This is a genomic window from Pseudidiomarina aestuarii (genome assembly GCF_003987355.1).
Lineage (GTDB): Bacteria > Pseudomonadota > Gammaproteobacteria > Enterobacterales > Alteromonadaceae > Pseudidiomarina > Pseudidiomarina aestuarii.
In genome coordinates this window covers 26289-51674 of record NZ_PIPR01000003.1, presented here as the reverse complement: position 1 = coordinate 51674, position 25386 = coordinate 26289, and the positions used below count along the sequence as shown (strand labels likewise).

General features: G+C 50.1%; 25 protein-coding genes. 13 read left to right on the top strand and 12 right to left on the bottom strand.

Annotated elements, in window-relative coordinates; translation table 11 throughout:
• Positions 1-9 precede the first annotated feature (9 nt).
• Positions 10-1680, top strand: coding sequence for a long-chain fatty acid--CoA ligase (locus CWE22_RS10375; RefSeq protein WP_244596055.1), 1671 nt, complete (start codon positions 10-12; stop codon positions 1678-1680).
• Between the two features lie 2 nt (positions 1681-1682).
• A complete protein-coding gene (locus CWE22_RS10370; protein WP_244596062.1) occupies positions 1683-2852 on the top strand; it encodes an E22 family MetX-like putative esterase in 1170 nt (389 codons plus the stop codon).
• A gap of 156 nt (positions 2853-3008) precedes the next feature.
• Here CWE22_RS10370 and CWE22_RS10365 read toward each other — a convergent pair whose 3' ends face one another.
• Both CWE22_RS10365 and CWE22_RS10360 read right to left on the bottom strand, forming a co-directional pair.
• Positions 3009-4781, bottom strand: a complete 1773-nt coding sequence (locus CWE22_RS10365) for a TIGR03545 family protein (protein ID WP_244596054.1) — start codon at positions 4779-4781, stop codon at positions 3009-3011.
• A 5-nt stretch (positions 4782-4786) separates the two neighbouring features.
• Positions 4787-5293: a TIGR03546 family protein gene (locus CWE22_RS10360; protein WP_169931415.1), complete on the bottom strand. Its 507-nt coding sequence runs from the start codon at positions 5291-5293 to the stop codon at positions 4787-4789.
• Between the two features lie 158 nt (positions 5294-5451).
• On the opposite strand from CWE22_RS10360, the gene CWE22_RS10355 reads away from it, so the two are divergent.
• Both CWE22_RS10355 and CWE22_RS10350 read left to right on the top strand, forming a co-directional pair.
• Positions 5452-6918, top strand: a complete 1467-nt coding sequence (locus tag CWE22_RS10355) for a RimK family protein (RefSeq protein WP_169931414.1) — start codon at positions 5452-5454, stop codon at positions 6916-6918.
• The gene (locus CWE22_RS10350) at positions 6908-7399 is read left to right on the top strand and encodes a GNAT family N-acetyltransferase (protein ID WP_169931413.1); all 492 of its coding nucleotides are present in this window, start codon (positions 6908-6910) and stop codon (positions 7397-7399) included. Before CWE22_RS10355 ends, CWE22_RS10350 begins: the two co-directional genes overlap by 11 nt.
• On the opposite strand, the gene glpQ is transcribed toward CWE22_RS10350, so the two are convergent.
• Genes glpQ through rcsF form a run of 3 tightly spaced genes read right to left on the bottom strand, consistent with a single transcriptional unit; the run spans position 7308 to position 9806 of the window.
• Positions 7308-8369: a glycerophosphodiester phosphodiesterase gene (glpQ, locus tag CWE22_RS10345; RefSeq protein ID WP_169931412.1), complete on the bottom strand. Its 1062-nt coding sequence runs from the start codon at positions 8367-8369 to the stop codon at positions 7308-7310. The genes CWE22_RS10350 and glpQ overlap by 92 nt on opposite strands.
• Positions 8362-9405 (bottom strand): cysteine synthase A, encoded by a 1044-nt coding sequence (locus CWE22_RS10340; protein ID WP_169931411.1) that lies wholly within the window; start codon positions 9403-9405, stop codon positions 8362-8364. Before CWE22_RS10340 ends, glpQ begins: the two co-directional genes overlap by 8 nt.
• 26 nt (positions 9406-9431) lie before the next feature.
• Positions 9432-9806 (bottom strand): Rcs stress response system protein RcsF, encoded by a 375-nt coding sequence (gene rcsF / locus CWE22_RS10335; protein WP_169931410.1) that lies wholly within the window; start codon positions 9804-9806, stop codon positions 9432-9434.
• 259 nt (positions 9807-10065) lie between these two features.
• Between rcsF and CWE22_RS10330 the strand changes: the two genes are divergently transcribed.
• From CWE22_RS10330 to cfa, 3 genes are all read left to right on the top strand, one after another.
• Positions 10066-10404, top strand: a complete 339-nt coding sequence (locus CWE22_RS10330; protein WP_169931409.1) for a P-II family nitrogen regulator — start codon at positions 10066-10068, stop codon at positions 10402-10404.
• 11 nt (positions 10405-10415) lie between these two features.
• Entirely contained in the window at positions 10416-11588 is a 1173-nt protein-coding gene (locus tag CWE22_RS10325) for an ammonium transporter family protein (RefSeq protein ID WP_169931408.1), read from the top strand.
• Between the two features lie 80 nt (positions 11589-11668).
• Entirely contained in the window at positions 11669-12814 is a 1146-nt protein-coding gene (gene cfa / locus CWE22_RS10320; RefSeq protein ID WP_169931407.1) for a cyclopropane fatty acyl phospholipid synthase, read from the top strand.
• An 11-nt stretch (positions 12815-12825) separates the two neighbouring features.
• On the opposite strand, the gene CWE22_RS10315 is transcribed toward cfa, so the two are convergent.
• The gene (locus CWE22_RS10315; RefSeq protein ID WP_169931406.1) at positions 12826-13869 is read right to left on the bottom strand and encodes an AI-2E family transporter; all 1044 of its coding nucleotides are present in this window, start codon (positions 13867-13869) and stop codon (positions 12826-12828) included.
• A gap of 66 nt (positions 13870-13935) precedes the next feature.
• Between CWE22_RS10315 and CWE22_RS10310 the strand changes: the two genes are divergently transcribed.
• Complete coding sequence (locus tag CWE22_RS10310; RefSeq protein WP_169931405.1) at positions 13936-14433, top strand: Mpo1 family 2-hydroxy fatty acid dioxygenase; 498 nt, start codon at positions 13936-13938, stop codon at positions 14431-14433.
• Positions 14434-14463: 30 nt separating this feature from the next.
• Here CWE22_RS10310 and CWE22_RS10305 read toward each other — a convergent pair whose 3' ends face one another.
• Both CWE22_RS10305 and CWE22_RS10300 read right to left on the bottom strand, forming a co-directional pair.
• Entirely contained in the window at positions 14464-14670 is a 207-nt protein-coding gene (locus CWE22_RS10305) for a hypothetical protein (RefSeq protein ID WP_169931404.1), read from the bottom strand.
• 77 nt (positions 14671-14747) lie between these two features.
• A complete protein-coding gene (locus CWE22_RS10300; RefSeq protein ID WP_169931403.1) occupies positions 14748-15500 on the bottom strand; it encodes a hypothetical protein in 753 nt (250 codons plus the stop codon).
• Between the two features lie 136 nt (positions 15501-15636).
• Between CWE22_RS10300 and CWE22_RS10295 the strand changes: the two genes are divergently transcribed.
• Together CWE22_RS10295 and CWE22_RS10290 are read left to right on the top strand one after the other, a co-directional pair.
• Positions 15637-16779 (top strand): sensor histidine kinase, encoded by a 1143-nt coding sequence (locus tag CWE22_RS10295; RefSeq protein ID WP_169931402.1) that lies wholly within the window; start codon positions 15637-15639, stop codon positions 16777-16779.
• A complete protein-coding gene (locus tag CWE22_RS10290) occupies positions 16776-17420 on the top strand; it encodes a response regulator (protein WP_169931401.1) in 645 nt (214 codons plus the stop codon). Before CWE22_RS10295 ends, CWE22_RS10290 begins: the two co-directional genes overlap by 4 nt.
• Here CWE22_RS10290 and CWE22_RS10285 read toward each other — a convergent pair.
• On the bottom strand, positions 17417-18712 hold the full coding sequence (locus tag CWE22_RS10285; RefSeq protein WP_169931400.1) for an NAD(P)/FAD-dependent oxidoreductase: 1296 nt from the start codon (positions 18710-18712) through the stop codon (positions 17417-17419). The genes CWE22_RS10290 and CWE22_RS10285 overlap by 4 nt on opposite strands.
• Positions 18713-18877: 165 nt before the next feature.
• Between CWE22_RS10285 and CWE22_RS10280 the strand changes: the two genes are divergently transcribed.
• The 3 genes from CWE22_RS10280 to CWE22_RS10270 all read left to right on the top strand — a co-directional run bounded on the left by CWE22_RS10280 (position 18878) and on the right by CWE22_RS10270 (position 22033).
• Positions 18878-19747 (top strand): alpha/beta hydrolase family protein, encoded by an 870-nt coding sequence (locus CWE22_RS10280; RefSeq protein ID WP_169931399.1) that lies wholly within the window; start codon positions 18878-18880, stop codon positions 19745-19747.
• Entirely contained in the window at positions 19740-20990 is a 1251-nt protein-coding gene (kynU, locus tag CWE22_RS10275; protein ID WP_211618697.1) for a kynureninase, read from the top strand. The genes CWE22_RS10280 and kynU overlap by 8 nt, the downstream gene beginning before the upstream one ends.
• Positions 20991-21127: 137 nt before the next feature.
• Positions 21128-22033 (top strand): tetratricopeptide repeat protein, encoded by a 906-nt coding sequence (locus CWE22_RS10270; RefSeq protein ID WP_211618695.1) that lies wholly within the window; start codon positions 21128-21130, stop codon positions 22031-22033.
• Between the two features lie 74 nt (positions 22034-22107).
• Here CWE22_RS10270 and CWE22_RS10265 read toward each other — a convergent pair whose 3' ends face one another.
• The 3 genes from CWE22_RS10265 to CWE22_RS10255 form a co-directional block, all read right to left on the bottom strand.
• Complete coding sequence (locus CWE22_RS10265) at positions 22108-23454, bottom strand: sodium-dependent transporter (protein WP_169931397.1); 1347 nt, start codon at positions 23452-23454, stop codon at positions 22108-22110.
• Positions 23455-23568: 114 nt separating this feature from the next.
• The gene (locus CWE22_RS10260; protein WP_169931396.1) at positions 23569-24939 is read right to left on the bottom strand and encodes a diguanylate cyclase domain-containing protein; all 1371 of its coding nucleotides are present in this window, start codon (positions 24937-24939) and stop codon (positions 23569-23571) included.
• 92 nt (positions 24940-25031) lie between these two features.
• Complete coding sequence (locus CWE22_RS10255; RefSeq protein WP_169931395.1) at positions 25032-25328, bottom strand: YciI-like protein; 297 nt, start codon at positions 25326-25328, stop codon at positions 25032-25034.
• Positions 25329-25386 lie beyond the last annotated feature (58 nt).

Below are 25386 nucleotides of genomic sequence, written 5' to 3'. Positions count from 1 at the left end.
TAACCCGTTATGTTTGAATCAACGACTCAGTCTGTCCCAACTGTACCTGGGGCAATGCAATCGAGCCAATTATTGATTATTGATCTACTCCGGCATGCGGTGCGGCGGCATCCACACCAACAAGTGGTGAGCCGTCGGCTGGAAGGAGATATTCATCGCTACACCTATCAAGACTGCTATGCACGCACGAATCAACTTGCCCACGCATTGCAGGCGCTGGGAATGCAAGAAGGCGAGCGAGTCGCTACCTTGGCTTGGAATACCTATCGGCATTTGGAGCTTTACTATGCTGTCAGTGGTTCCGGTGCCATCCTGCATACGGTGAATCCGCGTCTCTTTGCCGACCAAATTCAGTGGATCATTGAAGATGCCGCAGATACGTGGCTCTTTGTGGACATCGGTTTCGCTGACTTAGTCAGTGAATTTTCCGATCAGCTCACTACCGTAAAAGGCATTATCTTTCTGTGCGATGAAGAGCACTTGCCGGCACAAGCCGAAAGTCTCCCACTACCTGTTTATTGCTACGAGGCGCTACTGCGGGATCAGCCTGATACCTTTGCTTGGCCGACCATTCACGAAGACAGTGGTGCGCTGCTTTGTTATACCTCAGGAACAACGGGCAATCCAAAAGGTGTGTTGAGTTCTCACCGAGCCATGGTGCTTCACGCCCAAGCTACGGTCAGCAGCGAACTGCTCGACCTTCGCCAAGACACCGTGTTAATGCCTATGGTCGCTATGTATCATGCAGGTGCTTGGGGAGCCCCTTATGCCGCACCTTTATCGGGCTGTAAGTTGGTGTTGCCCGGCGCGGGTATGAATGGACCTGCGATGTTTGAGCTCATCACACAGGAACAGGTGACAGTTGGATTAGGTGTTCCGACTATTTGGCTGACTTTGCATAATTACTTGCGCACTTCGGGTGAAACTATGGAATCACTCGAGCGTGTCTGTGTCGGTGGAGCTGCGTCACCACTCGGATTAGTGCAAACCTACGACACACTCTACAACGTGTATTGGCAACCTATTTGGGGCATGACCGAAACGGGTCCGCTAGCCTGTTCAGCGCCGCCTGAACCCAGCTTGCTGGAGCGGCCTGCAGCCGAGCGATACGCCATTCAAACCACAGCAGGGCGAGCCTGTTTCGGAGTCGATATGCAAATTGTCGACGCTAATGGTCAAGCCTTACCGCATGACGGTGTCACCAGTGGAGAATTGCGAGTGCGTGGCCCATGGATTGCGAGCAGCTACTATCGACGCGATGATGCCGACACTTTTGCCGATGGTTGGCTCGCTACCGGTGACATTGCGGTGATTGATGCCGATGGTTACATGAAAGTGGTCGATCGCAAAAAGGACGTCATCAAAAGTGGCGGCGAATGGATTAGTTCACTCGAAATCGAAAATATCTGTAGCCAACACCCTGCGGTTAACGAAAGCTGCGTGATTGGTGTCAAACACGAGAAGTGGGATGAACGTCCATTGTTATTCGTGGTAGCAAATCCGCGCATGACAGTGAGTAAAGAGATAGTCCTAGAATTCCTGCAGGACAAAATTGCCAAATGGTGGATGCCCGACGACGTCATTGTTGTCGACGAACTCCCCCATACGGGCACTGGCAAGTTAATCAAGAATGAACTGCGCAAGCAGTATGCGAATTACCTACTGGAGCAACACTCATGAAAATGCGTATTTATTGGATTGCGGCGGTGCTGCTATTAAGTATGAACTCAGCTCACGCCGAGCTCATCGTCAAGAAGCAAGCTTTCACTATGGCTGATTATGTGACGGTTGGCGGCGAGACAATTCCAGAAGTGACGGTTGGTTGGGAAGCTTATGGCGAGCTCAATGAAACCAAAGATAACGTGATTCTAATCACCCACTTTTTCTCGGGTAACAGTCACGCGGCAGGTAAATATGCTGAGACTGATCCGCTACCAGGCTACTGGGACAGTATTATCGGTCCGGGTAAAGCCATCGATACCAACAAGTACTATGTGGTGAGCTCAGATACACTCGTTAACGCCTTCCCAGGCGATCCAAATGTTATCACTACAGGTCCTAAGTCTATCAACCCGGCAACTGGTAAGCCTTATGGCCTTGACTTCCCAGTGGTCACGATTCGCGACTTTGTGAACGTGCAAAAGGCGTTGCTTGAGAGTCTAGGCATTGAGAAATTGCACGCGGTGGTCGGTGCTTCGATGGGCTCGCTCCAAGCTATCGAATGGGCTGCTGCATATCCGGATTCGGTTGAACGTATGGTGTCGGTGATTGGCACCGGAGCCATGGACGCATGGACTATCATGGCACTGGAGCACTGGGCGCGGCCAATTAAAGCGGACCCAAATTGGAACCAAGGTGATTACTACAGCGGTGAAGCCCCGCTGACTGGCGTCACTAGCACGCTAGCTATGATCACTCAGCAAGCGATGCATCCAACCATCATGAACATGCAAGCACCCAAGCAAGATGTGCTGCCAGATGCTGGATTGGATAGCGTCATGACCGACCTTCCAGCCGTCAGCTACTTGTTTGGCGCAGCGGCGGGTCGCGCACCACTGGCCGATGCCAATCACTTGTTGTACTTAGTTCGCGCCAACCAGCTGTTCGTTGCAGGTCACGATGAAAGTCTGGCCAAAGGCTTGAGTAACATCACCGCGAAAACGCTGTTTTTGCCGGCCACCAATGACTTGCTGCTGCAACCCTATCTCGCGAAGCAAACCGTCGCGATTCTGGAAGAACAAGGCAAAGCACCGCAGTATGAAGAAATTCAGGGTATCTGGGGACATCTGGATGGTATCTTCAGCATCCCAACGAAAGCGGAAACACTGAAGGCGTTCATAGAAAGTGACTAGCTACAAGTTACTAGTTACTAGTTACTAGTTACTAGCGAAAAGCGAATAACGAATAACGAATAGCGAATAGCGAATAGCGAATAACGAATAACGAGTAGCTAATAACTAGAGCAAGTAGCCAAAAAGCGAATAGCGTCATGCTATTCGCTTTTTTATTTAACCGCCGTTGAGGAGTCCCTTGAGGCGGTCTTTGACTTGATCTTCAAGTTTGTTTTGAATTTTCGCTTCGAGCAGTTCTTGCAACCGCGCTTCGCGATTTTCAGCCGTTGTGAGTAGCCCCACCAACTCGCTCAGTTCTTCCTCGTTTTCACCCAAGAAGCCACCCGTTTGCTCTTGCAGTTTCGCCCGTAAGCTCGCCAATTCTGGCTCGACTTCTTGCAATGCAGCCGACTTCAATGCGCTGCCTAGTTGACGGTCTAGGTCAGAGCGTAAGTTAAACGTCGGTTGAGTCATACTGCCCGCAATCGATGTCTGTATATCCAAGCGAGTGAGGCTTTGTAACGCTGAAGCGACCACTTGAGCCCAACGATTTTCGGCATTAGCTGTCACTTGCATATCGGCTAGCCGTATCGTTGCATTGCCATCTAGGGCACTGTCGCGCAGCGCAACAGAACCTTCGCTATCCAGCAAAGCAGCGACGATATTGGCTGCAAACTCTGCGCTTTCGCTCAATGCCAAATTGTCGAGCTTCACACCTTTGAGCTGCCACTGTTGCCGCGCATCAACACCTTCAGCGCCCAGCGCCAGCTCACCATTCAAGTTGAACGAACTCCACAACTGTGTGTTGTCAGCGCGCGCCCGGAATGTTGTCGGTTGCCCCAACTGTTCATGTTGATGGGTGATGTTGTTCCACTGCACATCCAAAATGGTTTCACCAAACGCAAACTCAGTGTCCGCAAGCTTGATCAGGAAATCAGGCGGTGCATTGGCGCCGGTAAAGGAAAACCAAACGCCTTCACCGCGCTGTGGTTTGATAGCAGCAGCATCGGCTGAGCGAGCCAACATTGGCGCCAGTTGCTCGTAAGCAAGCAACATATAGTTACTCCACACGCGTGCCTGATCACCAAATAGCAGTGCCGTAATTTCGGTTAGCCCAGCACTATTGAGTTGCATCAATTCCCGCACGCGCGCCATATCTTGAGCCGGTGCATCTTTGACTGCCGCAAACTGCGTTTGGAGTTGTTCAACAGCGTCGGTGACTGTTTCCTTAAAGCTCAGCAACGCCTTCTTATCTTTTTCGAACTCTTCCTTCAGTGCCGCAAACTCCTCGCGCTTGGCGACCAATTCTTGTGGCGTTTTGATGTCAGATTCAGTCAGAGCTTTGACCTTAGCCTCATACGCTTTTATCTTTTCCTCGCTCGGAAGTTGCGAACGCGCCTCGTTGACTCGTTCTTTCTGCGTTGCAAAAGCCTCTTCCGCAGCGCTTATTGCAGCAGGAGTTTTGAGCTCCATCCGCTCGAGTATTTTATCCGTGCTGGGTACTTCTAAATTTAATGCGGCTAAGCCCTGCTTCGCCCACCCTTCAATATCCTCACGATTGGGAACTTGATAGACCTCACCTTCGCTCTCGCGAGGCTGTTGCACGCGAATACCGGTGCTCACTACATTTTCAAAATGTAAGCGGCCGAGCAGGAGTTGCTCGACGTTCATCGTCCCCTCTACAGCGCCAATCACGACACGATTCATGGTCGGTGTGAGCGGGTCGGTTACTTGAATGCGTTCGATTCGAACGCCCAGCGGTACCCAAGTATGCTCAACACGCTCAATATTGACCTCGGCACCATTTAACGTGCCCAGAGAACGCTCAAGAGACCACTTAATAATGGTATCTAGTAACAACCAACTGAAGGCAACTAACAGCCCCACAATAATCAAGAAAGCTGCGAGTCCTGGCCAGCGAATAGCGCTTTGACGAATATTGGTAGTCATATCAGTTACCCCCGCAAATCTGAGTAGATAGCCCAAAACTTGTTCGCGCGCAGCGCTTGCACAAGTCGTAACTTCAAGAACCATCGTTGAATACGCAATCGGTATTGGGTAACCAAGAAGTAGCTAATAATAGCGAGAAAGGGTGCGAAGCACAGACTCACAATAATACTGCCCATAGTGATAGAGTGGTGATATTGCAGTACGCGCCACCAGGCTGATTCGTACATTGCTTGCCAGACCGGTTGCCATGACTCTGCTTGCAACACGGCACTACCAATCGAGTGGAACCAAGGGTCCAGCAGGTAAGCAATACCTGAGCAAATCATCCAACTGACCAAAAAGCCAGAGAGATTGATGCGAAACAATAATGCGATGAGCAAAATGGCAAGGTTATGGACTCGAAAAAGCGGTGTGAAGCCCATGATCATCCCGAGCACAAACGCAAACGCGAGTGCCCAAGCGCCGGTTTCGGAATTTAATGCTTTGAGGAAACGAGCAAGCAAAGTCAGCATTCCATTTGACTCCTATCAAGTTACTGCTTTCTATGACTTCAAAGAATAGCGTACATTCCGACAATGAACGAAAAATTTACGTGAAATTAGACTATTATTTGCTTGTGTTTTAGGCTGAATAGCCTTACAAATGCGCCGCACACTCACACGGAGCAACTATGCAAAACTCTGCGCTCATCATTTTGGAAGACATTACCGATTGGCAACCTTATTATCCGAGCCAATCTATTATCACCGCCAGCGAATTTCTGCAGCAGCAGTCGTCTAAAACACGAACGCAACTGCTCAATCTTTGTGGTGATTTGAGCTATTTATCGACTGGCTATTATGTCAGTTTGCTCGCAGAGGCACGCGGACAGCGCGTCTTGCCATCGGTATCGACCATCAATGATTTGGCGAACTTTTCGCACTATCAATTGTTACTCGCGAATACCGACAAACAATTGCTCAAGGTATTGAATAGCTCGGATCAATCTCAGCCATTACACATCTTGATTTGCTTTGGGCAGACTGAGAATCCGTTGTTGGCGAATTTTGCCCGACAAATTTTTGACCGCTATCCAACCCCTCTTTTGTCGGTTGAGTTTAGCTATCAAGGTCGTTGGTTTATCAGCAAGCTACAAGCAGAGAAACTGTCAGAGCTTGACGATGCCCAGCAAACTTTCTTTGGCAACGCCCTCGATAGCTTTAGCAAGCGCGTGTGGCGGAAAGCGCGTGCGCCAAAAGAATATCGTTATGATCTCGCGATACTGCACGACCCTGAGGAGCCGATTCCGACGAGCGACAAAAAAGCGCTACAACGCTTTATCAAAGCTGCGAAGGAAGCGGATATTGATGCTGAGCTAATCACCGCCGATGACTACAACCGATTGCTCGAATTTGACGCACTGTTTATTCGCGAAACAACGCGAATCAACCACTACACCTATCACTTCGCGAAGAAAGCCGAAGCCAATGGGATGGTGGTGATTGACGCACCAAACTCTATTCTACAGTGCGCGAATAAAGTGTTCTTGAAAGAGCTGCTCGACAAGCACGGTATTCCGACGCCACGCACCGAGCTATTGTTAAGTCAGCAAGACATCGATTACGAAGCCATAGGCGAACGCCTAGGTTATCCAGTCGTGTTGAAGATTCCAGATGGCTCATTTTCCATTGGTGTCGAAAAAGCCGAGAACGTCGAAGAATTCCGTCGCGTCGCCAAAGAGCTGTTTGCCAAATCGACTATTTTGCTCGCACAAGAGTTTGTGCGTACTGATTACGACTGGCGCATTGGTATCCTGAACAATCGCCCGATTTATGCCTGTAAGTATTTTATGGCACGGAATCATTGGCAAATTTACAACCACGGCAGCCCTACCGGCGGTCGCACGAAGTCGGGTGGTTTTGAAACGGTTGGTGTGCATCAGGTACCGAAAGAGGTCGTCAAAACAGCTTTGCAGGCTACTCGCTTAATTGGCGATGGTTTGTACGGTGTAGACATGAAGGTTACCGACAAAGGCCCAGTGATTATCGAGATCAACGACAATCCGTCGATTGACTCAGGGGTTGAGGACCAATTGCTGGGTGATGAGCTTTATCACATCATCATGCGAGATTTCTTCCGTCGTCTCGATGAAAAGTAATCCGTCTACTTGGGTCATCCAATCGGCAACCCTTGCCGATGTGGATGACCTGGTCGCACTTGAAGCCCGCTGCTTTGATTATAGCCGCATGGGTCGCCGTAGTTTTCAGCGACTCATTCGCGGTTCTTCAGGACATTTCACCATAGCGCGCTTGGTTCCTACGCAGGAATTAGTGGGTTATACCCTGCTGCTGACCCGTCGTAATAGTCAGGTGTGGCGTCTCTATTCGATTGCCACAGCGCCTGAAGCACGTGGAACTGGACTCGGCCGAGCGTTATTGGAAGCAGCCATTAACATGGCTCGCGAACATGGTGCGCGTGCTTTATCACTCGAAGTTAAAGTCGATAATGCTGGAGCAATCGCGCTCTATGAAAAACTCGACTTCGCGGTTACTGATCTGCTGCCGGAATACTACGATGACGGGACAGATGGGTATCGGATGCGCTTGTCATGGACGGACGCAAGTCCGGGAAATCACTAAATAGCCCGTCGACTCCAGCAGCTGCTAGGGTATCTAAGAGCAACTGATAATCCGTCACTCCTTTAGGAAGTGCATCGCGGCGCAAGGTATAGACGTGTATTTTGAGGTCTGCAGAATGCGCATCTTGAATCAGATCAGTGAGTTCAATCACTCCCTCTTCGGTTACGCCTTTCACCAAATGTCCTAGCCATACGCCAACGCCATCGATATGTGTCGATAACGATTCAAGACCAGCTGCCGTGCGCATGGGAGCATAATCGGTCGGGCTCTCGTTCCAGCTATTCTCGGCGACCAGCTGAACCAGCGGCAACTCCACATAAAACTCACGTTGCAGTCGGCGCAGATCTTCCGGCTCAAAGCTTTGCAAGTATATTGGCGTTGGCGGTACCGGTTCGAGATAACCGTATTTGTTCAAGACTTTGACCACCGCCGCGACCACATCATAGTTCTGTTGCCGATGCCAGCGACTCGCCTTCGTTTCGATATAGACGCCAATATTCTTGTTGCGGCTGACGTTTAAGCCACGAATGAGTTCCAACTGCTGTGCCAAACTCATAATACGATGACTCGCATAGCTATGCGGAAATCGCTGTGGATACACACGCTGCTGAGTAGTTGGGTCAAAGCGCTCTTTCACCGTTAATTGCTGTAACTCGGCAAATGTGAAATCCAACACGTAATAGCTCCCATCGGGGCGTTTACGATCTGGGAATACGGTGGCGACATTGGAGACCGCATCGAGCTTCAGATCATGTAACACAACGGGCACATGATCACGGCTGAGTACAACATCCTGTTCGATATAATCGGCATTCATGCCATGCGCGAGCGTAACTGCGGTCGCGGTATGTTCAGGGGCATACCCTGATGCACCACGATGGGCAATCATCAACGGTTGCAACTGCTGAGCGGCTGCAACTTCCGTCAGCATGAGCAGCAGTGTGTAACCAATGACAACCCATTTAGCCATGGCGATACCACACCTCAGTGTGTTTCTGAGCATAACGAGCGAGCATCGATTCCATTGGCTCTAAGTCCAAACTTAAATCGCGCTGCTGCAAATACTCAGGGTTATAGAGCTTACTGGCGGAACGTTCACCCAAGTCACAGGCAAAAGTGACAATGGTTTTGCCGGGGCCATGCAAGGCTGCTGCGCACAGGGCGCCAGCAACGTTCAATGCAGAGCTACTGCCCAACACTAACCCATCATGGTCGCGGACATACCGCGAGATGGTCAGCAAATCTTGATCAGGTAAATTCACCGCGGCATCAATTTGCGCTTGGCGGAAATTCGCGACCAATCGCATAATTCCGATCCCTTCGGTCATGGAACCACCTTTGGAGACATACTCACCGGTTTTTAAGTAACTATAAATACCAGAGCCGTCGGGGTCGGTAAGCCACACTTGAATATCTGGGTTCTGTTCCTTGAGATACATCGAGTTGCCCGCAATCGTCCCACCGGTGCCAGCAACGGAGACTAATATATCGATCTTACCCTGCGTTTGCTGCCAAATTTCAGGACCGGTATTGAGGTAGTGCGCGCGGGCGTTACTGGTATTTTCAAACTGATTGGCCCACCAACAATCATCACGACTTTCAGCCAGCCGCCGCGCGGTGTGATAAAAGTGGTTTTCATCTCGAAATGGCACTGGCGGCACTGTTTTCAGCTCAGCACCGTGTAGCGTTATCATGCGTTCTTTTTCTTTGGTTTGATCGTTCGGCATCACCGCTAACATGTTCAAGCCGAAAGACCGCGCTACGAGAGCTAAACCAATACCCGTATTCCCGGCAGTCCCTTCGACCACGGTCATGCCCGGCTTCAATTCGCCGCGATCAAAACCATCTTTGATCATTTGCAAGGCGGCACGATCTTTTATCGAACCGCCGGGATTTTGTGATTCAAGTTTGACGTAGATGTCGCAACCTGTCAGTTCAGATAACGACCGCAGTCGGAGCAGATCCGTTTGGCCAATCAGATCAGCCGGACGCTGTGCTACTTGCATGGATTATTCCTTGTTCTGACGAGTTATTACTGGAGCGGCTGCATTTGATGCGCATCACCGATACACATCCAAGCCGAGCTACAGCCATCAATTTCTACTGCCTCGCATTGTCGCAAAACGAGCACATTCGCGCCACGCTCCGCTGCTGCTAATTTGAGGGCTAACAACGCATCTTCTTCGGTAGCCGGCGCTTGCATCAAACTCGTTTGACAACTTTCCCCAGTTACTTCACCCAACGGTGAAAAGCTCACATCATTGCGAGACAACTCATAAGGGCGAATAAAGCTCACGGTATCCAATTGCGCAAGTTGGGCATCGCTATAGCGCTGGGTTGGTGCTGTCTGACACCCAACGAGCAACATGATAAGAATAAGATTTGAGGTTATTCGAGTTACGCTCATCACAACACCTCTTTCGTCAACATCAAGAGTCAAAACATTACGAGTTCCCCCTTCACTTGTCCAGTTTGTTGCCATTCCGGAGTGGGATGCGCTTCATGTTGACGCAAATCTAATCAACATCGCACCAAAATGGTGCAACTTCCTGTCTATTTCGCGCCCAAAACCCACAAGTAACGCAGATCTCGAGTTGGCATCGACTTTGCAATGTTCAGACTGCGATAAGCGGTACCTCACTAACAACATTATAAAAGGACATGCCATGCATCTAGTTATAGCCATCATCAAACCTGCCAAGTTGAGCGATGTGCGCGAAGCACTCGCGGCAATTGGCTGCAACGGTATGACGATTACCGAAGTGCGCGGATTCGGACGCCAGAAAGGTCACACCGAGTTGTATCGTGGAGCCGAATATCGAATCGATTTTCTGCCGAAAATTCGCATCGATATTGCGGTCACAGAAGAACAACTGGAGAGCGTAGTCGAGACCATTCAGGAGTCCAGTCACACGGGTAATACAGGCGACGGAAAAATTTTCGTGATGCCACTCACTCAAGTCGTTCGCATTCGAACTGGCGAAATTGACGCGGAAGCCATTTAAAGGAGAGCATCATGACTATTGAATCTATTGCCTACGCGCTAGACACGTTTTATCTGCTCATTAGCGCAGCGCTTGTGATGTGGATGGCTGCTGGATTTAGCATGCTTGAAGCTGGGCTCGTGCGCAGCAAAAATACGACGGAAATATTGGTTAAGAATATTCTGTTATATGCGCTTGCGTGCGTTTGCTATTTACTGGTCGGTTATGAGTGGATGTATGGTCCCGTAACTACCGAGAGCTACGCACCCGCCGCAAACTTTTTCTTTCAGGTTGTGTTTGTCGCAACGGCTATGTCCATTGTCTCCGGCGCCGTGGCAGAACGGATGAAATTGACCAGCTTTCTGCTGTTCACGGTGGTCATGACTGCAGTGATTTACCCCATTGAAGGCAGTTGGACTTGGGGCGGCGGTTTCCTCTCACAGGCAGGCTTCATCGATTTTGCCGGCTCGGGCATTGTCCATATGGCTGGCGCAGCAGCAGCGCTGGCCGGTGTGCTACTGCTTGGTCCGCGCAGAGGGAAATATGGACACAGCGGCCGTATCTACGCTATTCCTGGCGCCAACATGCCCTTGGCCGCCCTGGGTACGTTGATATTGTGGCTGGGCTGGTTCGGCTTCAATGGTGGCTCACAACTTGCACTGTCGAGCATTGATAATGCCAACGCGGTTGCGACTATCTTCGTCAATACCAATATGGCAGCTGCCGCAGGAGCGATTGCTGCCTATGTACTCACCTTCTTGATTTGGCGGAAGGCTGATTTGACGATGATTCTTAACGGCGCGCTCGCTGGACTCGTCGCCATTACCGCAGAGCCTGCGGCCCCCACTCACCTGGTCGCAACCTTGATTGGTGTCGGCGCTGGTTTGCTGGTGGTTGTCTCTATTATTGCAGTCGACCGTATTCGTATCGATGATCCGGTGGGTGCCATTTCGGTGCATGGTGTTTGCGGTATCTATGGCTTGTTATTGGTCACATTCACGCACCCAGAAGCCACATTGACGGCTCAACTCTATGGCATTGGCGTGATTTTTGGTTGGGTGTTCGCCTCAAGTTTAGTTGTCTGGTGGGTACTACGCATGACCATTGGCATTCGTGTCAGTGCAGAAGCTGAGTATGACGGTGCCGACATCAGCGAATGTGGCGTCGAGGCATATCCCGAGTTCGTCTCGGCGAAGTCGCGTTAACGGACACCGCTCTCCGACACAGGAAATATCACTGATTTCGACTACAATGAGTCGGAAGGTGTTCTGTGTCGGAGGGATTCATGACTAACTCCAGAACGTTCGTTACCGAACTCTTGGAACAAGCAGATATCGCCATCAACGGATCTCGCCCCTGGGACCTTCAGGTGCATGATGAGTCGATGTTTACCGATATTCTCGCCCGCGGGAATTTAGGACTTGGCGAAAGCTACATGGCGGGTGCTTGGGATTGCACCCAACTGGATGAATTGTTTCATCGGCTCATCAGAGCCAAGTTACATGAACAAATTCGCCCGTCACGATTGCTCTGGCATCACCTCAAGAGTCGCCTCTTTAATCTGCAAAGCAAAAGCCGTGCTTTTGAAGTCGGACAACGACACTACGATATCGGCAACCCACTTTACCAAGCCATGCTTGACTCAAGAATGGTTTACACCTGCGGCTATTGGCATCACGCGCATTCACTGGAACAAGCACAAGAACATAAACTTGAATTGGTTTGCCAAAAACTACAGCTACAACCCGGTATGCGTGTTCTCGATATCGGCTGCGGTTGGGGATCGTTTATGCAGTACGCCGCCGAGCGTTACGGCGTTGAATGTGTCGGCATTACCGTATCAAAGGAGCAAACTGAGCTCGGGCGCCAGCGCTGCCAAGGACTCCCCATTGAGTTTCGCCTGCAAGATTATCGGGAGTTGAATGAATCATTTGATGCCATAGTCAGTCTGGGTATGTTCGAGCATGTGGGGCAACGCAATTATCGAACCTATATGCAAGCTGCGAAGCGCTGCTTGGCGCCCAACGGACTCTTTTTAATGCACACGATCGGCCGTAATAGGGACCGCAAAGGCACCGACCCATGGATTACCAAGTATATCTTTCCCAACGGCGAGTTGCCCTGCTTGGCGCATATTGACGAGGCCTCACGCGACCTCTTTTGCGCTGAGGATATTCACAATTTTGGCGCCGATTATGACCCGACATTAATGGCGTGGTATCACAATTTCGCTCAGCATGAGGATGAAATACGAGCCGATAAGGGGGACACTTTTGTGCGCATGTGGCGCTATTACTTATTAAGCTGCGCTGGGGCGTTTCGAGCGCGAGACTTGCAGGTTTGGCAATGGGTATTTAGCCATCATGGCGTCAGTGGCGGCTATCAGCGTCCCGTGCTCAGCAGCGATGCTGCTGATGCACAGGCGCTCTAATCTAGCAGTGCTTACTCGGCATTGAACTCGGTCATGAAAATCTGCCACGTCGCCATAAACAATGCGGCCACCAGCGGACCAATGACAAAGCCATTAATACCGAATAGCGCAATACCGCCGATGGTTGAAAATAACACGACATAGTCGGGTAACTTGGTGTCACGTCCGACCAATATAGGACGTAATACGTTGTCCGCTAATCCAATCACTATTGCCCCATAGGCCATCAACACTGTCGCACTGATCCAATCGCCTGTGGCGTATAAATAAAGACCAACAGGAAACCAGATAATCGCCGCGCCAACGGCAGGGATCAACGACAAGAATGCCATCACGACGCCCCATAACAGCGGTCCTGGAATATCGAGGATCCAGAAGATAAATCCACCCAAGGCACCCTGTACCAAAGCAACCACGAGGTTCCCCTTTACCGTGGCGCGGGTCACCTCAGCAAATTTTTGGAAGAGTGCATGTTCGCGTTCATCCCCGAGTGGCAACGCACGAATCATTAGTTTGACTAACTTTGAGCCATCGCGGAGCAGGAAAAACGCCAAATACATCATTAACGCGAGGCTAATCAAAAAGCTAAAGGTACTCTGACCAATAGTGAAAGTCTCACGAGCCAAGAAACGGCTGACCTCTAGGGCCGCACTCGCAATGCGGTCACGCAGCCCCTCGGTATCGATTCCTAGCTCAATAAGCGCACGATCAAATAGCGGGAATGCATCACGGAGTTGGGTCAGAATTTGCTTCGGATCGATCTCGCCAGAATTCAAACGCTGATAAAATTGCACCCCCTCCTGCACAAATGCAACCGACAGAAAGATGACTGGAATGACGACAATAGTCATGCAAATCATTAAGGTGAGTAGTGCCACCGTATTCGGCTTATCGCCAATCTTTCGCATCAGCAGTGCTTGTAACGGAGCAAAAATAACAGCAACGGCGCAAGCCCAAAAAATAGCTCCCCAGAACGGCTCTAATATAAATCCAAAAGCAATGGTGACGGCGGCGAGTAAAAGTAAAAATGCGCGGCGTTCCAATTGTTCACGCATAGCTAGCAATCCCTGTACGTTGTGATAATGTTTTTATACTGACAGCTTCATGAGAGGTGAGCAACAATGAAAACAATAACAGATCATCTGGCTGGATACGCCGCGTATCATAGAGATCAACGCAATATCATCACGCATTTATTTGGCATTCCATTAATAGTGTTAGGTATAGAAACACTGCTTGCTCGGCCCAGCTTTATGATTGCGGACATAGCCTTATCACCGGCCATTCTTGTGAGCATTGCCGCTGCTTTATTTTATCTTTATTTAGATGTCGCTTTGGGCATTTTGATGACAGTATTGCTCGGTTTAGCAGTCTGGTTTGGCGCCAGCATCGCCGAACTCGGCACCGCGGCCTGGCTAACGGCAGGGATTGGAATGTTTGTAGTGGGCTGGGTGTTTCAATTTATTGGCCACTACTTTGAAGGAAAAAAACCCGCATTCGTAGACGACATTATGGGTTTAGCCATTGGTCCATTATTTGTTGTTGCTGAAGTGATATTTATGCTGGGTGGGAAAAAGCAACTCCACCAAGCTATTGAAGCTCGGTTTCAACAGGAATAGAAAGACATCCCTGTCTTTAATGGATTAACCCTAGGGCTTCATGTTGTCGGTTTGAGCCACAACTTGAGTAGGTGGGTTAATCCAGATCACTTCCACGCGTGATGAATTGCTCTGCGCAGCATTTTCCACCATAGCTACGTAATTTTCATCAACGACGCGTTGTTTCATGCTCGCAGTTGGGGTTTGTGAGCACCCCACCACGACTACAGCAGCAAGACAGGCAATGATTAGACGCATGGTAACCTCCTTACGCACTGGTTTGCCTGTCTTTAAGTATAGTTCAACGTCAGAAAAGTTTACGCGGCTGGCGCATTTTATCGTGATTTTGGCGCCATTTTACCCTTAAATTTCGTTTCATATTGTTTCGAAAGCAGCGTAATTGCCGTTGCACCAACGATTCCAGGGATGATCCAGAACAACCATTGCCAATCACCCATTTCACTGAATATGCGACGCGTACCGAAAGTCAGGAAGGCTGTATAAGCACCGATCCCGGTTCCAACCATCGCTCCCATATGCTCTTTCCACACTGCAGCCAGAGTCACCTCTTCAGCAAATATATAGCGAAAGGTTTGCACTACGCTCACCGCGCCCAAGCCACCAAATATCAGATGGAGAATGATGCCTTGATTGAAGAAGTAGATGTACAGCAACCAAAGACTGCCGATAAAAAGACTGAGGTGCAGTGCCAAATGATACCAGGTACGCAAAGGCTCACGGTCAGCCTTACACTGCATCACAAGATTGCCATACCAAATACCCGTCAATACCAACACACCCAGGAAGAGTAACAACGCCCAAAAGTTGCGCACGAACAACAGTACTTGCTCGGGATTTGTCGCATTGGTGAGCATACCCGGCTTTACGGCCTCGGGGTTCACCAGAACCATCAGCGCCATAATAATGGCCGAGTAAGACACGGTATACATAACCCATGAATAATAGCGACCAAAGCGAACGTGGTTAAGTCCACCTTTTCGAGTCAATACTGGAACCCAAAACAAAATCAGTGCCATGGTGCCAAAGACAATGTGCAGCCAAAAAAGTGATTGATGTAACATGACCATAGTGAGCCTCCTCAGCCCTAATTAGCTAGGATCCACTTTAGGCGTGCGTGAGGGCTTCGTGCAGTGCCACAAGTCACAACGTGAAAAATGACTTTTGGCCTATTGCCTCGGAACTCCAACATGCAATACTGCTGACATGAAAACATGGCTTCAAAAGTTTCATCAATACTTCGGACTCGATCGCTTTGCGGCTCTTATTACTTGGCTGTTGGTGAGCGCGAGCGCCTGTTGGTTGCTTGCCATCAAAGGGTTTGGTTGGTTGCATGTGGTCGGCACCGCTGCGCTGATGCTGCTGTTTTTTGGGTTGTTTGAATATGCCACTACCGATGACCATCCAACCCGAACTGTGCGTCAACGCGTGTGGGCCGTGCTTGGTCAGTACGGCATTATTATTGCCTGTTATTTTCTTGTGCCCTTTAACTACGTCGCGATTTACGCGGTTATTTGGTCCGCGCAAATTCCTTATTTCATGCCCTTTAATCGGGCTGTCGCTCTATCGGTTGTGTGGACGATTCCACTATGGTTGATTTACGGCTACTACTGGGACGCGTCTGGTAGTTTGCTGACTGCTGTACTGTTCTGGACCTTTAATTTATTCGCCATGATGACCATGCAGGCCCAACTAACCGAACGTAAAGCGCGCACTGAAGTTGAAGCCGTTAACCGTGAGTTACGGTCAACCCAGGCGTTACTGGCGGCTGCAAGCAAACAAGATGAACGGCTGCGGATTTCTCGCAATATTCATGACCTACTCGGCCATCACTTGACCGCACTGACTATCAATCTGCAAATTGCCAGCCACAAAACCACTGGCGAAGCGCGTGAGCAGGTTGAGCGCTGTCATGCTATCGCGAAGTTGCTACTTGCCGATGTTCGCGAGGCCGTCTCGGAAATGCGTGACTCTGGCCATTTAAAGCTCTGTGAGTCACTGCAACAGCTCGCGACCACGGTCACTCCAGTACAAGTGCACGTGGTTTGTGATGAGCCCATTCAAGTCACCGACCTACGCCTTGCTGAGGCGGTGCTGCGAACAGCTCAAGAAGCCATAACGAATACGCTGAAGCACAGTTACGCCACGCAGATGACTATCACCCTGCAACAAGACCAAGGTTTAGTGTTGTTAGATATCGCTGATAATGGCAAAGCCGACGCCACCCTTACTCACGGGAACGGCTTAACCGGTATGTGCGAGCGTTGGCATGCTCTTGGAGGCAATTGTCAGATTAATACTCAAGGCGGCTTTGTTCGCATTCAAGCGCAAGCGAGGATCGACTCATGACCGTTAGCGTGTTGGTGGTAGATGACCAGAACCTGGTTCGGCAAGGTATTATTAGTTTGTTGCAGTTGGATGACCGGGTGCAAGTTATCGGCGAAGCAGCGAGTGGTGATGCGGCACTGACGGCAATGGCAACCTGCCAGCCTGATGTCGTATTGATGGATATCCGCATGCCGGGTCGTGACGGCATTGCTACGGTTGAAGCAATGAAACAACAGGGATTCAAATGTCCGGTGATCATGCTGACCACCTTTGATGACCACCAACTCATTCTCAAAGCGCTTGAAGCAGGCGCCAAAGGCTACTTACTGAAAGATGTTTCGCTTGATATTCTGATCAACGGCATTTTAGCCGTTGCGAACGGCGAAACTTTGATCCATCCAACTGTTACAGAACGAATTCTATCCGGCTTGCAAGGTCTGCGAGGGCAACATCAGGACGAACCGCTAGTGGAGCCGCTAAGTAGCAAAGAAATTGAAATCTTACGCTTGCTCGCCGCGGGCTGTAGCAATCGTGAAATCGCGGAAGCCCTGTTCAAATCTGAAGGCACGGTGAAGAATCAAGTCTCAACGATTTTAGCCAAGCTCGGGGTACGCGACCGTACCCGAGCCGTTATCAAAGCCATCGAATCCGGCTTGATTTAATGAAGTTTCAGTTTTGGTCGCAGGCGACGGTTGATGCCTTGCACGAGCATAAAAAGAAATGTTTTAAAGTAGCCATGCACGGCAACTTGATGCATGCGATACAGTGACTTGTACATGATGCGGGCCAGCCAGCCTTCGACCATCATGGCACCACGCGTTAAATTCCCCATCAGACTGCCGACTGCAGAGTAGCTGCTCAGTGACACCAACGAGCCGCGATCGCGGTAAACAAAAGGTTGTAGCTTCTTACCACTTAACTGACGAATGATATTGCGACCACAGACGGTTGCCATTTGATGCGCCGATTGCGCCCGCGGCGGTACACGACTCCCATCCGGCTGAGTAAATGCCGCACAATCGCCAATTACATACAAATTGTCGTCAGTGCTAGCTTGCAGCGTTTCCCGCACGACCACTTGATTGGCGCGATTGAATTCAAGTCCCTCAATAGCACTGAGGAAGTTTGGCGCTTTAACACCGGCTGCCCAGATTTTGAGGGGCGCGGTGATACTGGTTCCAGATTTAGTCTCAAAAGCTTGCGCCGTGACTCGAGTGACCGCGGTATCGACTAATACCTTCACGCCTAATTGCTCGAGTTCATGCTGCGCCGCCAAAGCGAGGCGCTCTGGTAACGCGGGCAAAATTCTCGGTCCGGCTTCAATCAAGGTGATTTGCAATTGTGTGAGCTCAAAATCTTCAAATCCATAAGCACGGATCAATTCCGCAGATTTGTGCAATTCAGCGGCGAGCTCAACACCGGTGGCACCACCGCCCACAATCGCGACTTGCAGGGGCTGTGGGTATCGCTGTGACTGCAACGAGAGAAAGGTATTCATCAGGGTGTGATGGAAGCGAGTCGCCTGTTTGACGCTATCGAGGAAATAGCAATGCTCAGCAGCGCCTTCGGTACCAAAGTCATTGGTGACTGAACCTACCGCCAGCACGAGCTTAGTGTACTCGATGGTCCGACTCGCAACGACCGCTTCGCCTTGGTCATTGCAGATGGGTGCTAAGGTAATACGCTGTTGCGCACGGTCGACAGCCGTGAGTTCGCCAGGCTGAAAATGAAACCCTGCTACTGCCGCTTGTACCCGATAATCAACACCATCAAGATCAGCATCTAAAGCACCAGCAGCGACCTCATGCAACAAGGGTTTCCAGACATGAGTTAGGTTTCTATCGACTAGAGTCACCCGAACCTGAGAGTCCTTTCGATAGTGTTTACCGAGGCGCGTAACTAACTCTAGACCGCCAGCGCCACCCCCAACCACAACAATATGCTGATGAGTCATGCGAAATCCTTGCAGATACTCGAATAAGTGCCACTATTGTACGCCTCTTCAGATGGATTTTCCGAAGATTTTATTGTCTTTACAGGGGATAACTTGTATGGTTTTTCCCTGATTTTTCAGCATTCAGATGCACTACACCAAAGCATTGATTCAGAGGTAGTACACATGCGCACAGACTCAACCATTTCAGCAATTTTTTCCGCTTTTGTCGCGTTTGCTGGCGGAGCTTTGGCGCAACCTGCAAGCGCTCAGGAATATCCCGCAACAGAGCCGCAAGTCTCCTACACCGCGGTCACCGAACTAGCCACAGGATCGCCCCTAGATACGTTCGCTTATGGTGAGTCTCCCTTTCAGTTTGCCGAACTGTGGCTACCACGCGAAGCGACGCCCGAATCACCGGTTCCAGTTGTGGCATTTGTCCACGGCGGCTGCTGGCTCTCATCTTATGACAGCAAGCACACCCATGCCCTCGCGACAGCATTAACCCAAGAAGGGTATGCCGTCTGGTCGATTGAATATCGTCGAACCGGCGAGACCGGTGGTGGCTGGCCTTATTCAATGCTGGACATTCAAGCTGGCTTAAAAGCCTTAAATTCTGCAGCTCCCGCTGAGTTAGATCGTTCTAAGGTGGCACTCGCTGGGCATTCCGCTGGCGGCCACTTGGCATTGCTCGCCGCTCAAGAGACTGAGCTCGACTTGCGCGCAGTCATTGGTTTAGCCGCCATCACGGATATGGCCGCCTATGGTGCTGGAGAGAGTGGCTGTGAACAAGCAGCCGCAGCCTTTATGGGAGGTAAACCCGACGAACTGCCGGTGGAATATATGGTGGCTAGCCCGTCCAAACATGAAGTGGTAGATAATACGGTTTTGCTCTACAGTGATGCCGATTCGATTGTACCGGTCGCGCAAGCCGACGCTTTACCGAAAGTGCGGAAAATTAAAGTCCCCGACGCTGGACACTTCGACTTTGTGCACCCGGGTACACCGGCCTTTGCTGAGTTTGTCAGTCTGCTTGATGAGGTATTCCATGATTAATGAAGCGGCCGCGCGCAAGCTCGATTCAGAAGATGTTTTAGCGCACGTGCGCGAACGCTTTGTGATTCCTGACGGGACTATTTACCTTGATGGCAACTCCCTCGGACTACTCACTCATGCCGCCCAAGAACGCGTCCAACAAACCGTTACGCAAGAATGGGGGCAAGATCTCATCACCAGCTGGAATGCCCATCAATGGATCGATTTGCCGCTTCGAGTCGGTGACCGAATTGGTCAACTGATTGGCGCAGCAACCGGACAAGTAGTCTGCTGCGACTCGATTTCAGTGAATTTAACCAAAGCGCTGGTTGCTGCATTGTCAGTGCAAACCGCGCGCGGTCAACGTCGCCATAAAGTGATCTCAACCGTTGATAATTTCCCGACCGATTTGTATATGGTTCAAGGCCTGCAAGATCTTCTCGGCAAAGGTAATTGCGAGTTGCAGTTAGTCGAAGAGAAAGAACTCAATTCAACCTTGACTGATGATGTGTCCATTCTGATGGTGACTGAAGTCAATTTCCGTACCGGGCGTCGCTTGCCAATTGCCGAGCTGACTCGACTTGCACACGAAAACAATATTTTGGTCATCGTTGACTTAGCGCACAGCGCGGGTGCGATGCCAGTATGCTTGGACGAGTGGCAAGTAGATTTTGCAGTGGGTTGTACCTATAAATATCTCAATGGTGGACCTGGAGCACCTGCATTCGTCTATGCCGCCGAACGCCATCATGCGACCATGCAGCAGCCTCTGCGGGGCTGGATGGGACACGCTAAGCCTTTCGAATTTAGCAACGACTATCAACCCGCTGCCGGCATTCGGCAGTTCTTAGCGGGTACTCCACCCGTCACCGCCATGGTTGCAGTCGAAGGTGCGTTGACCGCATTTGATCACGTCGATCTGAAAGATGTTCGTGATAAATCATTACGGCTGGCTCGACTCTTCCATGACCTTTTGCACGATGCCGGCCTGACTCAAATGCTGCAGTGTATTGCACCCGAGCAAGAAGCTCAGCGCGGCAGTCAACTGGCTTATGCGTTTGAGCATGCTTATGGCTTGTGCCAAGCGCTTATTGAACGCGGTGTTATTGCGGATTTCAGAGCACCTAACTACATTCGATTTGGCTTTACTCCGCTTTACACCAGCTACCATGAAATTTGGTTGGCGGTACAAATAATTCGTGACGTTATTGCCACCGAAGATCACTTGGATCCGCGCTGGCAGCAGCGTAACGCTGTGACCTAACCGGTAATACTCTCCGCTCCAAATGTTAATGATTTGTCGATGTCATTAGCATTTGGTTGCACTTTTGAACAAATCCCTCATTGACCTCGTATTGTCCTGCATTGATAGTATGCGCGTCATTCATCGAGGAGTTTGTCATGCGTTTATCCATCCCCGCACTATTCGTTGCCGCCGCGCTCAGCGTGACCCCAGCAGTCGCAACTGAAGCATCCAGTACCAGCCATATTGAAGTGTGTCCAAGCGGCGATTGCCAAGGTGAGATGCGCCGACTGGTGAAGCTTGCGCGTAACGGCAGCGGTGACGCTGCGGCAGTAGTCGCAATGGCTTATGCAAGTGGTGACGGACTCGAAAAAGATCAGGAACTGGCTTACGACTTTGCTCGCCAGGGCGTTCGTTATCGCAGTGCGTTGGCCATGTATTTGCTGTCTGATTGGTATCGTACGGGTACCGTGGTCGAGCAAGATACTACCGAAGCGAATGACCTTTTAGATGAAGCCGTTAAGCTCGACTATGCCCCGGCACAATACAAGAAGGCAGTGTTATTACTGGAATCCGGTAACGAAGCAGCCACCAACGAAGCGCTCTCGCTGATTGAAGCGGCCGCCGAGCAAAATCTGGTGAGTGCTATGTTTGCCTTAGCTCGGTTAAAACAAACAGGCACGGTGATCGAACAAGACTTAGTTGGTGCTGGTGACTTGTACAGTCGACTGACAATTGCTGGCTTTAGTCCAGCCAAACAATACCTCCGCGAGGTCTCTCGCAGTATTGATGCTGACTCGGTTGAGGTTGACGAGCGCTTGCGAGCGCGGATGAGTGCTGCTGAGAATGTGGAACGCATTCAAGTCACTGCTGATGCCAGCTTGTACCAAACGCAAATTCAGGGCTTAGTCGACAGGTTAGAGACTTCTGGCATGTACGATAGTCGCTCGATTGGCTCGCGCATCCGTGGCAAAAGCTGCGCAGATTCAGGCAGTGCTTGTGCGGTTACTCGACCGGATGGGCGAGCAAGTTCACTGAATGAATTACTGAGTGGCGGTAACTAACAAGCCTTCGGTAATCTGCATAAAAAAACCGCACTGTGTGACCACGTGCGGTTTTTTTGTATCGACAGAACTGTCTAGCCGAAAATCAGGAAGTAGGCCACCGCTCCGATAAGAACAGGTGACAACACACCCGCTACAAAACGGAACACGTAAGTACACCACTCCGGCATTTCTTTCACCAACACCGTTTTGATTTCCGGCCATACGCGCCAGCCTACAAACACCGCGGCTAACATACCGCCAATTGGCATCAATACGTTGGAAGCAATGAAGTCCATCAAATCAAACGGCGTCTTACCAAAAATCATCAAGTCGCCAGCTAAAGTACCAAACGATAGCGCCGCCGGCACACTCAAGATCACATAGTTACTGATGGCAACAATAAGCGTAGCCTTTTTGCGCGGCACATCATATTCATCAATCAAGAACGCGACAGCCGGTTCGAGAATCGAAATCGCTGATGTAATTGCTGCAAATAACAGCAAGCAGAAGAAAAGAATCGCAAGGTACTGACCGCCGGTCATTTGCGCGAACAAGGCTGGCATGGTGATAAATGTCAGACCTGGACCCGCCGCAGGGTCAACACCAAACGCGAATACCGCAGGAAGTATCATCAAACCTGCCAACACCGAGGCCAAAATAGCCAAGAATGCTATCCACAAACCCGCGTTAACCACTTTCTCTTCTTTTGAGAGATACGAGCCGTACGCAATCATTAAACCGGCACCCACTGATAGTGAGAACACAGCTAAGCCCAAAGCGTCGAGAACCATTCGGACCGATAGTTTGCTCCAATCAGGCGTCACGAGATAGATTAAACCATCAATTGCACCCGGCAGCGTCAGACTGCGGATCACCAAGAAAATCAGCAAAGCAAACAACGTTGGCATCAAGATCTTACAAATACGCTCAATACCTTTTTGCACACCGGCGATAACAATCGATGCCGTGATAAACGCAAAAATTGAGGTGTAAATCAATGCAGCAAGCGGGTCTCCAATGAAGCTAGCGAATGCCGCTTCGAGTTCAGCGCCATCCGTCGTGAGAACATCACCGCGCACCGCTTCAAAGATATACGCAATGGTCCAGCCACCGACCACGGAATAGAAGCCAAGAATGAGGAAAACGCAAAGTACCGATATCCAGCCAGCATAATGCCACTTACCGCCACCCAAGGCACGATATGCGGAGGTCGCTGATTTCTTTGCGCGGCGACCAATCATCATTTCAGATAGCATCATCACGACACCAACTGTGAATACACAAGCCAAGTAAACCAGTAGGAATACACCGCCACCATTTTGACCAGCGATGTAAGGGAACTTCCAAATTGCACCAAGACCAACAGCAGAACCTGCTGCCGCTAAGATGAAGCCAATCTTGGAGCCCCAGGCACCTCGAGTATCGGTTGCAACCGTCATAACACTTCTCTCGTTGTTGTTATATTTTTTAATGATGCAGCACTGTAGAGGAATTCAGCATCAAAATGCAATCCCTAAACGGAAGGTCAGTCCAATTCTATCGACAAACTGCAGTCAGATGGTCGTTTTTCGCCGCTTTTTGTCAGCATACATGCGTTCATCCGCCACTTTCAGGAGGTCTGACACAGTCGTTGCGTCTTTCGGGCACATTGCGAGTCCAATACTTAAGCCAACATGGAGCTCGACCCCTTGGTAGTTCAAATAGTAATGCTCAATCGTATCCAACAGGGATTTGGCAATGAGACCTGCCTTTTTGGCGGTGGTATCAGGAACGATTACGAGATATTCGTCTCCACCCAGACGCGCTAGCGAGTTTTTATCATCCAACGCAGCGCGCATCGTTAGCGCTACACCTCGCAGTAGTTCATCTCCCGCTTCATGTCCGTGTAGGTCATTTACCGCTTTAAAGCCGTTCAAATCCATAAGTAACACGGCGCAGCTTTTACCTGTAGCCATTGAATGAACAATCCGGTTTAACCTACGTATTGCGTAGCGACGATTAGGAAGCCCCGTCAAAGCATCAATGTATGAGTTGGCTCGAGCAATCCGAAACGAGCGAACCAATGCAATGATGAGGAGAAGGATAAAGATGCCGATTGTATAGCCGACAGCACGGGTAATAGACTGCTTTTGCCACCAATTGACGGTGAGATCCGAGCCCACTTTTACCGCCATTTGCCAGGTACCGCTGGGTAATTCTATGCGTTGGGTAAAGTCTGGCTCGGTAAAAACCTCCTGATCTCCCCAAAAAACGGCGCCGTCTTCGCCCCGTCCATCCACACCTCGCAGAGCAACCTGATGTTGACTTGAGAACTGGATAAGCTCACTCGCCTTGAGCAGCGGTATAGCATTGATAACAACGCTTACAGTGCCCCAATATTGTTCGTTGATCGGGAAATCCACGAAGATAGGAAATCGCGCGACAATCCCCATCCCACCTTGGACCAATTCTAAGGGACCAGCCAAAAACACAGATTGCTGTTGTCTCGCTTGTTCTACGGTACGCAATTGATCAGGGTAGTCATTAAAGTTCAACCCGACTGCGCGTTCATTGCTCGCTAAAGGGTACACGCGCTCAATGACATTGTTCGGCGCTAAACCGATATTGCGAATAAAATGGCCGCGCCGAATAGCATTTGCCGCTAATTCGTCAAAACGTTTGGTTACAAAGTCTTGATCGACGGATAACAGCGTCGCAATGCTATTGGCCGTGTAGATATCAGAAAAGATGAAGAGTTCAAGACGCGCCTTTATCGCTTCAGCCTCGTCCTCAACGTCATTACGTTCCAGTCTCTCCGCATCAGCGATGATGCTTCCTGAGAGCTCTTCAACCACGAAGACCATGACGGCGCAGTAGATAAGAACCCCAAACAAGGCGCCGCCCCAGTATGATTTCTTGGTTTCTACGAATTCGGCTATGTACATAAGTTGATTATGATTTTTCGCATAGTTTTTGAAGCATAACGCAAAAAGCAGACTTATAGCTATTCCGTATCGTCACTTCCTCAACATTTCTATTAACGGGTTGGTTGCGTCGCTAATTCACCAATAACGGTATGCCACGGCATAATCTGATAGCGTTTGATCAAGCCATTCCTGACGTAAGGGTCTGCTTTTGCGAACGCTTCGACCACAGCGGCGGAATCGACATTGAAGACCAAATGAGCGCGATCAATAGGATCCCCAACGGCACCGCCAAGTACTAACTCACCGCGATCGGCTGCCTGCCAACCTAATTTCAAGTGTTCCTCGCGGTACTGACCACGGCGTTCTAAATAATCTTCTGCAACTTCATATACCAAGACAAAATGCATAGCGGGCTCCACGGTTGACTATCTTAAAAATAGTGTAAGGAGTCGATTGTAAGCGATC